Origin of the sequence: Methylobrevis pamukkalensis (genome assembly GCF_001720135.1) — a bacterium.
In the GTDB taxonomy this organism is placed as follows: Bacteria; Pseudomonadota; Alphaproteobacteria; order Rhizobiales; family Pleomorphomonadaceae; genus Methylobrevis; species Methylobrevis pamukkalensis.
Window position 1 is genome coordinate 19,052 of sequence record NZ_MCRJ01000045.1, and the last position, 11,506, is coordinate 30,557.

Here is an 11,506-nt window from a genome sequence, read left to right on the forward strand (position 1 = left end):
GCCTTCCTCAGGATGAGGGAAAGAGATAATCTTCGTGAAATAAACCGAAATTTTTCGAAGGCCTCATCCTGAGGAAGCCCGAAGGGCTGTCTCGAAGAACGAGGCCGGGTGCCGGGGGGCGCCAGATTGGGTTCAGGCGGACAGCAGGGATTCTCACGGCGCAGCGAATCGTCTTTCGCCGAAAGACGCATCGCCAAGGCCCGCCTTGGACCGCCCCTGTTGCCGTCCTGCCGCCAGCGATTTCGTCGATTCAGATTATCTTTCTGCCGCAATGCGAAATGATTTTGCGTGTTTCGGTGAACAATCAGCCGTCGCCATGGGCGGCCAGATCGGGCAGGCGGCCTTCGCTGGCCACCTCCTCGCGGATCCAGCGGCAGAACATCTGCGCCGGTTCGCTGAGGTCGGTTTCCGTCGGATAGACAGATAGAATGCCTTCTCGGAGGTGAGCGCGACATTGATCGGGCGCACCAGGTCGCCGCGGGCGATGAAATCCTCCGCAAGGCGCTGGCCGCAGAGCGCTATGCCTTCGCCGCGCAGGGCGGCCTGCAGCAGCACCAGATAGTTGTCGAAGGAGATGCCCTTGTTCGGCGGCGGATCGGCGAGGCCCATCGACTGGAAGAAGCTCTCCCATGTCACCCAGTTGCGGTCGAAGGAGCCGAGGTGCAGCAGCGCGTGGCCGAGCAGGTCGGCCGGCGCCTTCGGCCGGGGGTGTGCCGCAAGGTAGCCGGGCGAGCAGACCGGCCAGACTTCGTTGCCGAACATCCGTTCCGCCGCCATGCCGAGCCAGTGGCCGAAGCCGTAGCGGATCGCGACGTCCACGCCGGAATGCATCAGGTCGGAAACCTGCCCGGACGCCAGCAGCCGGAGATCGATCTGGGGATGCTGGACGCGGAACTTGGCCAGACGCGCCACCAGCCAGTAGGACGCGAAGCTCACCGAGGTCGCCACCGTCAACTCCCGCGGGCGCCGCTGGCGGCGGCGGATGTCGGCGCTGGTGTTGGCGATGTATTCGAGCCCCATCGTCACCGCATGGCGCAGCCGGTCGCCCTGCTTGGTGAGCTGGATGCCGCGCGCCTGGCGCACGAACAGCGGCACGCCGAGATCCGCCTCCAGCGTCTGGATCTGCCGGCTGACGGCGGCCTGGGTCATGCCCATCTCGTTCGCGGCATGGGTGAAGTTGAGGTGTCGCGCCGCCGCCTCGAAGATCACGAGACTGTTCACCGGAGGCAGTGTGCGGCGCAGCGAAGTCATGACGTATCCTTATGGCTGACCGGATTTTTCTGTTGTTTTTGAGTGGATCACACGGTCGCAGCATTGCGACCGCGTGATCCCTTGTCGAGAGGCCTGTCGCAGATTTATCCCTGTTGACAGTCGAGGGACACGGCGACCGAAGGGCCAAGCGGGCCGGCAGACTGTCGCCGCCGGGGAATGCGAGCCGACCGACGCTCCGTTCGAGACGAGCGTCCGCTCGCCAGCAAGGGAAACACAGCGATGAGCTTCACGCAGTTCAAACCGATCAAGACGCGCGTCCAGCGCTCCGAACTCGCGGTGCCCGGCACCAATCCGGCCATGTTCGAGAAGGCGCTGAATTCGGACGTCGACTTCATCTTCCTCGACCTCGAGGATGCCGTCGCCCCGAACGACAAGGTCCAGGCCCGCGAGAACATCATCAAGGCCCTGAAGGAACTGCCCTGGCGCGAGAAGGGCAAGACCATGTCGGTCCGCATCAACGGCCTCGACACCCACTGGATGTACCGCGACGTCGTCGACGTGGTGGAGCAGGCCGGCGAATTCCTCGACACGATCCTGATCCCCAAGGTCGGCGTGCCGGCCGACGTCTACATGGTCGAGGCGATGGTTGCCCAGATCCGTGAAGGCAAGGGCATCGCCAACGAGATCGGCCTCGAGGCGCTGATCGAGACCGCGCTCGGCATGGCCAACGTCGAGGCAATCGCCGCCGCCCGCAATCTGGAAGCGCTGCACTTCGGCGTCGCCGACTTTGCCGCCTCGCGCCGCTCGCGCACCGTCGTGATCGGCGGCCTCAACCCCGACTATCCGGGCGACCAGTGGCACGCCGCGATCGACCGCATGGTCACCGCCTGCCGCGCCTACGGCCTGCGGGCCATCGATGGCCCGTTCGGCGACTTCAACTCGCCGGAAGACTACGTCCACGCCGCCAAGCGCGCCGCCGTGCTCGGCTGCGAGGGCAAGTGGGCGATCCACCCGAGCCAGATCGCGCTCGCCAACGACGTGTTCTCGCCGCCGCCGGCCGAAGTCGATCGCGCCCGCCGCATCATCAAGGCGCTCGCCGAAGCCGCCGCCCAGGGCAAGGGCGCGGCCTCGCTCGACGGCCGCATGATCGACGCCGCGTCCGAGCGCATGGCGCAGAACGTGGTGACGGTTGCCGACGCCATCGCCGCCAAGGCGCCTGACGATGATCCGGAGAGGGGTGGGGGCAGTATTCCCGCTCCCTCCGCCGAGGACACCACACAGACCGAGCCGGCCCTGCCGGTGAGACCCCTCCGGTGCGTGCGCCGGAGGGAACGGTCGCGGCTTGCCCGCGTCCGCACCAGAATCCCTCAAAGGAGGAAACCATGGACATTCACGAATACCAGGCCAAGGAAATCCTTGCCAAATTCGGCGTGCCGATCCCGCGCGGCGGCCTTGCCTACAGCCCCGAGCAGGCCGCCTACCGGGCCCGCGAGATCGGCGGCAGCGTCTGGGTCGTGAAGGCCCAGGTCCACACCGGCGGCCGCGGCAAGGCCGGCGGCGTCAAGGTCTGCAAGAGCGAGCATGAGGTGGAAGCTGCCGCCGAGGGCATGCTCGGCCGGCGCCTCGTCACCAACCAGACCGGCCCCGCCGGCAAGGGCATCTTCCGCCTCTATGTGGAAGCCGGCTGCAAGATCGAGCGCGAGCTCTACCTCGGCTTCGTGCTGGACCGGAAGACCGAGCGCGTGGTCGTCGCCGCGTCGGCCGAAGGCGGCATGGACATCGAGGAGATCGCCGAGCAGCGCCCCGAGAGCCTGATCCGCATCTCGGTCGAGCCGGCCGTCGGCATGCAGGCCTTCCAGGCCCGCGAACTGGCCTTCGCGCTCGGCCTCGGCCCGGAAGTGCTGTCCGAGGCGGTGACCACCATCCTCGGCTGCTACCGCGCCTTCCGCGACAATGACGCGACCATGCTGGAGATCAACCCGCTGGTGCTGACCGGCGAGGGCCGGCTGATCGCGCTCGACGCCAAGATGAGCTTCGACGACAACGCGCTGTTCCGCCATCCGCACATCGCCGAGCTGCGCGACAAGAGCCAGGAAGACCCGCGCGAGACCCAGGCGGCCGACCGTGGCCTCTCCTACGTCGGTCTCGACGGCGACGTCGGCTGCATCGTCAACGGCGCGGGCCTCGCCATGGCCACCATGGACATGATCCTGCTGGCCGGCGGAGCGCCTGCCAACTTCCTCGACATCGGCGGCGGCGCGACGCCGGAGCGCGTGGCGAAGGCCTTCCGCCTCGTCACCCAGGACCAGAACGTCAAGGCGGTGCTGGTCAACATCTTCGCCGGCATCAACCGCTGCGACTGGGTCGCCCAGGGCGTGGTGAAGGCCGTGGAGATGGCCGGTCTCGACCGTCCGCTGGTCGTGCGTCTCGCCGGCACCAACGTCGAGGAAGGCCGCCGGATCATCGACGAGAGCGGCCTGCCGGTGATCACCGCCGCCACGCTCGCCGAAGCGGCCGAGAAGTCGGTCGCCGCCGCCAAGAACTTCAAGCCGGGAGCCTGAACGATGTCCGTCCTCATCAACAAGAACACCCCCGTCCTCGTGCAGGGCATCACCGGCAAGATCGGCGGCTTCCACGCCCAGGACATGATCGGCTACGGCACGCCCGTGGTCGGCGGCGTGACCCCGGGCAAGGGCGGCACCACCGCCCATGGCGTCCCGGTCTTCGACACGATGAAGGAGGCCGTCGAGAAGACGAAGGCCGAGATCTCGATCGTGTTCGTGCCGCCGCCCTATGCGGCCGATTCGATCATGGAAGCGGCGGACGCGGGCATCAAGGTCGCCGTCTGCATCACCGACGGCATCCCGGCCCAGGACATGATGCGCGTGAAGCGCTACATGCGCCGCTACAAGAAGGAGGAGCGCATGCGCCTCTTCGGGCCGAACTGCGCCGGCGTGATCACCCCTGGTGAATCGCTGGTCGGCATCATGCCGGGCCACATCTACAAGCAGGGCCGCATCGGCATCGTCGGCCGCTCCGGCACGCTCGGCTACGAGGCGGCCTCGCAGCTGAAGGACATCGGCATCGGCGTGTCGACCTCGGTCGGCATCGGCGGCGACCCGATCAACGGCTCGTCCTTCAAGGACGTGATGGAACTGTTCAACGCCGATCCGGACACCGACGCCGTGATCATGATCGGCGAGATCGGCGGGCCGCAGGAGGCCGAGGCCGGTGAATACATCGCCAAATACATGACCAAGCCGGTCTGCGCCTACATCGCCGGTCTGTCCGCGCCGAAGGGGCGCAAGATGGGCCACGCCGGCGCGATCGTCTCGTCGGTCGGCGAAAGCGCGGCCGAGAAGGTCGAGATCCTGCGCGGCTGCGGCATCCACATCGTCCCGACGCCGGCCGAATTCGGGCCGACCGTGAAGAAGATGCTGGCGGCCTGATCGCAAGATACGCGGCCATTCGCCGCGAGCGGCGGGGCACGGTGCCGCCCGGCGGGAATCCCTTCTCCTCACGGAGAGGGGATTTCCGCCGTTTCGGCCCGCCGGTATCCTTCGGCACGCGCGGAAAAGACGCTGTCTTCGCGCCGAATTGAGCTTATGGTCCGGCCGGAATAGAAGATTGTCCGCCCCGTCTCTTGGCGAGCGCGGGGCAGAGGTGTTTGTACAGCAACGAAGATCTTACAAAAGGGGGAAGCCGTGGCAGACAAGCCCAAGGTTCTCGTGACGCGCCGCTGGCCGGAAGCCGTCGAGGCCAAGCTCAAGGAGCTTTACGACGTCACGCTCAACGAGAGCGACGTGCCGATGACCGCCGACGAGATGCGTCAGGCGCTCATGGACTACGATGCCTTCTGCCCGACCGTGTCCGACAAGGTCGACGCCTCGGTGCTCGACGTCGAAGGCGCCCGTACCAAGATCATCGCCAGCTATGGCGTCGGCTACAGCCACATCGACACCGACGCCGCCAAGAAGGCCGGCTTCATCGTCACCAACACGCCGGAAGTGCTGTCCAACTGCACCGCCGACCTTGCCATCACCCTGATGCTGGCGGCTGCCCGTCGCGTCGGCGAGGGCGAGCGCGAACTGCGCGCCGGCAAGTGGACCGGCTGGCGCCCGACCCACATGATCGGCACCCGCGTGTCCGGCGGCACCTTCGGCGTGCTCGGCTTCGGCCGCATCGGCCGGGAAGCCGCCAAGAAGGCGCACTTCGGCTTCGGCATGAAGGTGATCTACTTCGACGCCTTCCCGGTGAAGCCGGAACTGGCGGCCGAGACCGGCGCCGAGTCCCGTGATTCGATCGAGGCCGTGCTGGCAGAAGCGGACGTCGTGACGCTGCACATGCCGGGCGGCAAGGACAACTACCACCTCATCAACGAGGCGCGCCTCAAGCTGATGAAGCCGACCGCGATCCTGGTCAACACCGCCCGCGGTGAAGTGGTCGACGGCAACGCGCTCGCCGCCGCGCTCAAGGCGGGAACGATAGGCGGTGCCGGTCTCGACGTGTTCGAGGGCGAGCCGAAGATCATCCCGGCGCTGCTCGAATGCGAGAACGCCGTGCTGCTGCCGCATCTGGGCTCGGCCACGCTGTCGACCCGCGAGGACATGGGCTGGCGCGTGATGGAAAACCTCGAGGCCTACTTCAAGGGCGAGGCCCCGCGCGACCGGGTCGCCTGAGCGGCGACCCCGATCGGAAGAGATCAGGGACCGGTGCGGGCGATGCCGTCACCGGTCCTTGTCGTAGAGATCCCGGACGCGGGCATCCTGCGCGTTCTTTTCAGGGGCCGTCAGCTTGCGATTGCGCCGCATGCCGTAAATGAAGGCACCGGCCAGCAGCAGCGGTCCCCCGACGATGACGAAAAGCCAGAGAATGTTGTCGGTCGTCACGTTGCGTCCTTTCGAATTTCCGGTCTCCTGAGCCAACTCGTGGCACCCGGGATTGTTCGGCGGCTTCCTCGCCTCCCTTCGGATGCCCAGGGGGCTTCGTCTTCCATTGCATTGCAGCATGGGCCTTGAGATAGTCGCGTCATGAGTCAGGCTCCGCTCCGCATCGCGGTGATCGACGAGAATCAGGTTCGTGCCGCGATCCTGGAAGACGGACTGCGCGCCGCCGGCCTCACCGACATCACCATCATCCGCGAGACCCAGAGCCTGCTGCGCCGCCTGGTGGCGCTCGACCCCGATGTGGTGATCATCGATCTGGAAAATCCGAGTCGCGACGTCCTGGAGCAGATGTTCCATGTGTCGCGCATGGTCAGCCGGCCGGTGGCGATGTTCGTCGATCGGTCGGACACGTCCTCGATCGAGGCGGCGATCGAGGCGGGGGTTTCGGCCTACATCGTCGACGGCCTGCGCAAGGAGCGCGTGAAGCCGATCCTCGACATGACCATCAGCCGCTTCAACGCCTTCTCCAAGCTGCAGCGCGAGCTCAGCGAGGCGCGCAGCGCGCTGGAGGAGCGCAAGATCGTGGAGCGCGCGAAGGGCATCCTGATGAAATCGCGCAACCTCTCCGAAGAAGACGCCTACCGGCTGCTGCGGCAGTCGGCGATGAACGAGAAGAAGAAGCTCGTCGAGATCGCCCAGAGCGTGGTGACCGCCGCGTCCCTGTTCGGGAAATGACGGGTCGATCCGCCGGGCAAAGCCGTGTCGCGGGCGTTGATCCCCGCGGTCTGGAGTGAGGATGGACAGCGTGACCACATCGGGGATCGAATCGGGGGGAACCGAGCCGGCGCCCGTCCTGCAGCGGGCGCCCGGTCCGCGCCATGTGCGCGCGGGCTTCATTCCGCTCGTCGATGCCTCGGTGCTGATCGTCGCGGCCGAACTGGGGTTCGCGCGGCGCGAGGGCATCGAGCTCGATCTGGTGAAGGACGTGTCGTGGTCGAACATCCGCGACCGGCTGACCTTCCGCCAGTTCGATGTCGCGCACATGCTGAGCCCGATGCCGGTGGCGGCCGCGCTGGGGATCGGCTCCAATCCGCATCCGCTGATCGCGCCGATGAGCCTCGGCCTTGGCGGCAACGCGATCACGCTGTCGGTTGCGCTCTATCGGCAGATGCAGCGCTCCGCCGGGCTTTCCGGCACCGAGAGCGCGATGGAGAACGCATTCGCCCTGCGCAAGGTGGTGGAGGAGCGGCGCGCCAACGGCGAGCCGATGCTCACCTTCGCGATGACCTATCCCTTCTCCTCCCACAATTACGAATTCCGCTACTGGATGGGCGCGGCCGGCATCCATCCGGACCAGGACGTGCGGATGGTGGTGGTGCCGCCACCGCTGACGGCCGACGCGCTGGCCGCCGGCGCGATCGACGGCTTCTGCGTCGGTGCGCCGTGGAACATGCTCGGCGTGGAAGCGGGGGTCGGACGGATCGTCGCCACCAAGGCGGATCTCTGGGCGGCGAGCCCGGAAAAGGTGATCGGCATGCGCCCGGAATGGGCGGAGGCGAATCTGGAGACCGTGCACAGGCTGATCGTGGCGCTGGATGCGGCGGCCCGCTGGTGCGATACGCCGGGCAATCGTGACGCGCTCGCCGAGATCCTCGCGCGGCCCGCCTATATCGGTGCGCCGCTGTCGATCCTGAAGCGGCTGCTCACCGGCGAATTCATGGTCGATCCGTCCGGCGTCAGTCGCAGCGTGCCCGACTATTTCGTGTTCCACCACGGGGCCGCGAACTTCCCGTGGCGCAGCCAGGCGCTGTGGATCTACAGCCAGATGGTGCGCTGGGGGCAGGTGCGTTTCGACGAACGATTCGTGGACCTTTCGGCCTCGGCCTTCCGGCCGGACATCTATCGCGAGGCGCTGGCGGGGACGGACACGGCCATGCCGGTGGCCGACAGCCGCATCGAGGGGGCCAGCGACGGACCGCTTGTGGTGCCCTCTCTTGGGGGCAGCGCGCTCACGGTCGGAGCAGACCGTTTCTGTGATGGTCGCGTGTTCCGGCCGGACGCGATCGAAGCTTACATCGATGGTTTCGAGATTTCGACGCCGCTGCGTCATTCCTTCGAGGACGGGACCGTCTGACGCCGGCGGTCCGCAGGACGTCGGTCAGGGCCACGCGCAGAAGGTCAGGCGAAGGGCGTGTCCGAGCCCCCGGACAGCACGCCGAGCGCGGCGACGCGTTCGGAGAGGGGGCTGTCGGGGAACGCCGCGCGAAGCAGCTTCAGGGCTTCGTTGCCGCTGGCCGGCTGGAACGTGAGGAGGTGGTCCTTCATCGCATCGAGGCGGCGGACGACCGCGCCGCGCTCGCGCGACACCCGCGCATCGGCCGACATGATCATCGGCATCGCATGGCCGACGCTCGCGGCGGACACGTCGTTCGACAGATGCTCCTCACGCTTTGCAATCACGGCCATGTCGGTCTCTCCATTTCCGCACTTCATCGGCAGACATTCACGAATCTAGAGCAAAAAGTTAACAAACTGATTACCAATTCAATTTCGGCAATTCCAGTCGAGACAACTACGGTCATGCCGCGCTGCTTGGACTATGGCACGGACAGCCTTCCCGGAGCAGAGGGCCACTTCGAACATCGGCGCGCACGCCGAACATCCGTGCGGGACCGAAATGCCTTCATCCATACGCGGGAAGCGGCAAAAGGTTCCGCGCCTGGATGAAGAATTCTCTCCTGATACACCCTCGCCGCAGGTTGCCTTGCAAATCGGAGCGCTGTGACGGAAGTTTCGCCGACGAGGATCGTATGGGTGCCGCGTCGGACGGACGTGCGCGCACAAGCACGATCAGCAGGTTATGGTGTGTTTCGCCCGGTGGATGGATCTGATTCCCGGTGCGGCGAGGCCATCGACGGGAGACGGGCATGCAGGACAGCTATCCTCGCGACATGGTGGGCTACGGCGCGACGCCGCCGCAGGCGAACTGGCCGGACGGCGCGAATGTCGCCGTCCAGTTCGTGCTCAACTACGAGGAGGGGGGCGAGAACAACGTCCTGCACGGCGACGCCGCCTCCGAGGCCTTCCTCGCGGAAATCATCGGCGCCCAGCCCTGGCCCGGCCAGCGCCACATGAACATGGAATCGATCTACGAATACGGCTCGCGCGCCGGCTTCTGGCGGCTGTGGCGGCTGTTCACCGCCCGTTCGATTCCCGTGACGGTCTACGGCGTCGCAACGGCGCTGATGCGCAACCGCGAGGTCGTCGCCGCCATGAAGGAGGCCGACTGGGAGATCGCCAGCCACGGCCTGAAGTGGATCGACTACAAGGATTTCACCGAGGAGGAGGAGCGGGCGCATCTCATGGAGGCGATCCGCATCCACGAGGAGGTGACCGGCTCACGCCCGCTCGGCTGGTACACCGGCCGGGCCTCACAGCACAGCCTCAAGCTGGCGATGGAGGAGGGCGGTTTCCTCTATTCCTCCGATTCCTATGCCGACGATCTGCCCTACTGGGTGAGCGGACCGAAGGGGCCGCATCTCGTCATTCCCTACACGCTGGACGCCAACGACATGCGCTTTGCCACCGCGCAGGGCTTCAACACCGGCGAGCAGTTCTACACCTATCTCAAGGACAGCTTCGACATGCTCTATGCCGAGGGCGAGGCGGGCGCGCCGAAGATGATGTCGATCGGACTTCATTGCCGGCTCGCGGGTCGACCCGGCCGTGCGGCGGCGCTGGCCCGCTTCGTCGACTACGTGGCATCGAAGGAAAAGGTCTGGATTGCGCGCCGGATCGACATTGCCTGGCATTGGGCGGCGCATCATCCGGCGCCCTGACCGGACCTGACGTCACGGCCTGATCCGCCGGGGCAGACGGGACGCGGCTCTTCGGGTGCTTCGCGTGCCGGATTCTCGTCTGACGTCAGAGCATCTTCAGGATCATTGCCATCAGATCCTCGACGCCGGCCGTCTGTGGCTGCGGAGGTTCTGCGACCCGGCGAGCGTTTGCGGCCGCGCCGCAGCGCAGGATCACGTAGTTGGTCCGGTTGTCGGGAAAGGGGTGGGCGAGAGCGCGCATGATCGGCACGTGGTCGCCGTAGAAGCAGACGATCGACTCGGTGTCGAGCGCGTCCAGCCGCTCGATCACCCGGCCGAGCATCTCGTCGGCGTTGCGCAGGTGGTCCTTGTACTGCATCAGCGGGTTCTTGATGTGCGGGAGCCGGCCGCGCCGCCACGGATTGTGGTTCTCCATCGTCACGCAGTAGATGAAGGTCGGCTTCTCGGCCGCGTCGATCAGTTCGATGATCCGGTCCGTCACCGCCCGGTCGGAGATATAGTAGCCATAGCGGTCCTTGGCCTCGAAGGCGGCCTGCTCGATGATCCGCGAGAAGCCGAAGCGCGGATAGAGCCTGTGCCGCTGGAAGAAGCGGATGTCGAAGGGATGAATGAAGGCGGCGCGGTAGCCGAGTTCGGCCAGCCGCTGGGCGGCCGTTTCCGGCGCCCGGAAGGCCGCGCGCAGGTAGGGATCCAGCGCATCGAAGCGGTAGGACTGGATGTTGCGCCCCGTGAGGAAGGAATATTCCGTGCGCATGGTCCAGGCACCGGAGGTCGGCACCACGAGGCGGCCATGAGCCTCGGCACGCCGGCGCGCGCGTTCGAGGTTCTGCAGCGGCCAGTGGGCGTAGCCGGCATTGTGAAGGTCGAGGAAGGATTCCGACTGGATCACGATCACCAGCGGCGGACGGGCCGGGCGCTCGGTCGGCGTCGCCGCGGCCCAGGCGTGATTGCGCTCGCCAAGGGACGGCGTCTCGCGTCCGGGCGGGGTCGCGAGCCAGCGGACGATGTGCAGGCACATGCCGCCGTAGAGACCGAAGCGCGCCGTGTCCTCGCGGATCGAAGCCTCCGGCGCCAGGGTGCGCAACGCCCGGGCGAGCGGTGGCAGATGCGACATGCCGCGCAGCATGTAGAGGGACAGGAGGAAGGCGAGGATGCCTCCGGCTGCCGCAATCGGCGTGGCGTAGGGGAAGTCGGGGATCACCGACGGTTCCAGCACGAACCAGAGCAGGATCGACGCCAGCAGCGCCGCAACACCCGACCAGAACGGCCATTCGTAGAGAAACCTTGCGTAATACAGGTCGGGATGGCGCAGGATCTGCGGGACCAGGCAGAAATCGGCGAAACTCAGGGGCTCGAACAGCACGTCGTACTTGAAGTTGCTGATGTAGGTGACGATCACCAGCGTGACGATCGAACTAGCTGCGGCAAAGACCGGACGCCAGGACAGGGCGAACCAGAACAGGAACAGCACCGTGGTCAGAAAAATGGCCATGGCCCGGGCGAGCAGCGGCCGACCACGGACCAGTCGCGGCAGGGCATAGTGGCGCTCGAGGAGGAAGGTCGTCAGCT

Annotated in this window: 10 protein-coding genes and 1 pseudogene; 7 read left to right on the top strand and 4 right to left on the bottom strand. The window is 66.4% G+C overall.

Going from position 1 to position 11,506, the window contains the following annotated elements; all coding sequences use genetic code 11:
- Positions 1-255: 255 nt before the first annotated feature.
- Positions 256-1,251, bottom strand: coding sequence for a LysR substrate-binding domain-containing protein (locus A6302_RS09300; RefSeq protein ID WP_069306812.1), 996 nt, complete (start codon positions 1,249-1,251; stop codon positions 256-258).
- Between the two features lie 240 nt (positions 1,252-1,491).
- Here A6302_RS09300 and A6302_RS09305 point away from each other — a divergent pair.
- The 4 genes and pseudogenes from A6302_RS09305 to A6302_RS09320 form a co-directional block, all read left to right on the top strand.
- A pseudogene (locus A6302_RS09305) lies at positions 1,492-2,421 on the top strand (HpcH/HpaI aldolase/citrate lyase family protein); the annotation flags it as partial.
- Positions 2,422-2,594: 173 nt separating this feature from the next.
- Positions 2,595-3,773 (top strand): malate--CoA ligase subunit beta, encoded by a 1,179-nt coding sequence (locus A6302_RS09310; protein WP_069306813.1) that lies wholly within the window; start codon positions 2,595-2,597, stop codon positions 3,771-3,773.
- Positions 3,774-3,776: 3 nt separating this feature from the next.
- The gene (sucD, locus tag A6302_RS09315; RefSeq protein WP_069306814.1) at positions 3,777-4,661 is read left to right on the top strand and encodes a succinate--CoA ligase subunit alpha; all 885 of its coding nucleotides are present in this window, start codon (positions 3,777-3,779) and stop codon (positions 4,659-4,661) included.
- A 255-nt stretch (positions 4,662-4,916) separates the two neighbouring features.
- On the top strand, positions 4,917-5,891 hold the full coding sequence (locus tag A6302_RS09320) for a 2-hydroxyacid dehydrogenase (protein ID WP_069306815.1): 975 nt from the start codon (positions 4,917-4,919) through the stop codon (positions 5,889-5,891).
- A gap of 48 nt (positions 5,892-5,939) precedes the next feature.
- Here the strand turns inward: A6302_RS09320 and A6302_RS22110 are convergent, their stop codons facing one another.
- A complete protein-coding gene (locus A6302_RS22110; protein ID WP_141703600.1) occupies positions 5,940-6,101 on the bottom strand; it encodes an LPXTG cell wall anchor domain-containing protein in 162 nt (53 codons plus the stop codon).
- Between the two features lie 141 nt (positions 6,102-6,242).
- Between A6302_RS22110 and A6302_RS09325 the strand changes: the two genes are divergently transcribed.
- Positions 6,243-6,833, top strand: a complete 591-nt coding sequence (locus tag A6302_RS09325; protein WP_069306816.1) for an ANTAR domain-containing response regulator — start codon at positions 6,243-6,245, stop codon at positions 6,831-6,833.
- Between the two features lie 61 nt (positions 6,834-6,894).
- The gene (locus A6302_RS09330; RefSeq protein ID WP_069306817.1) at positions 6,895-8,232 is read left to right on the top strand and encodes a CmpA/NrtA family ABC transporter substrate-binding protein; all 1,338 of its coding nucleotides are present in this window, start codon (positions 6,895-6,897) and stop codon (positions 8,230-8,232) included.
- Between the two features lie 44 nt (positions 8,233-8,276).
- Here the strand turns inward: A6302_RS09330 and A6302_RS09335 are convergent, their stop codons facing one another.
- Entirely contained in the window at positions 8,277-8,564 is a 288-nt protein-coding gene (locus A6302_RS09335) for a hypothetical protein (protein ID WP_069306818.1), read from the bottom strand.
- 461 nt (positions 8,565-9,025) lie between these two features.
- Between A6302_RS09335 and puuE the strand changes: the two genes are divergently transcribed.
- The gene (puuE, locus tag A6302_RS09340; RefSeq protein WP_069306819.1) at positions 9,026-9,937 is read left to right on the top strand and encodes an allantoinase PuuE; all 912 of its coding nucleotides are present in this window, start codon (positions 9,026-9,028) and stop codon (positions 9,935-9,937) included.
- Positions 9,938-10,022: 85 nt separating this feature from the next.
- On the opposite strand, the gene A6302_RS09345 is transcribed toward puuE, so the two are convergent.
- Positions 10,023-11,506 (bottom strand): LTA synthase family protein (locus tag A6302_RS09345; RefSeq protein WP_069306820.1); only part of this gene is annotated, 1,484 nt, incomplete at its 5' end.

Coding starts and splice junctions, on each gene's coding strand:
- A6302_RS09300 (WP_069306812.1), bottom strand. CDS start 1,251: ATGACTTCGCTGCGCCGCACACTGCCTCCGGTGAACAGTCTCGTGATC.
- A6302_RS09310 (WP_069306813.1), top strand. CDS start 2,595: ATGGACATTCACGAATACCAGGCCAAGGAAATCCTTGCCAAATTCGGC.
- sucD (WP_069306814.1), top strand. CDS start 3,777: ATGTCCGTCCTCATCAACAAGAACACCCCCGTCCTCGTGCAGGGCATC.
- A6302_RS09325 (WP_069306816.1), top strand. CDS start 6,243: ATGAGTCAGGCTCCGCTCCGCATCGCGGTGATCGACGAGAATCAGGTT.
- A6302_RS09330 (WP_069306817.1), top strand. CDS start 6,895: ATGGACAGCGTGACCACATCGGGGATCGAATCGGGGGGAACCGAGCCG.
- A6302_RS09335 (WP_069306818.1), bottom strand. CDS start 8,564: ATGGCCGTGATTGCAAAGCGTGAGGAGCATCTGTCGAACGACGTGTCC.
- puuE (WP_069306819.1), top strand. CDS start 9,026: ATGCAGGACAGCTATCCTCGCGACATGGTGGGCTACGGCGCGACGCCG.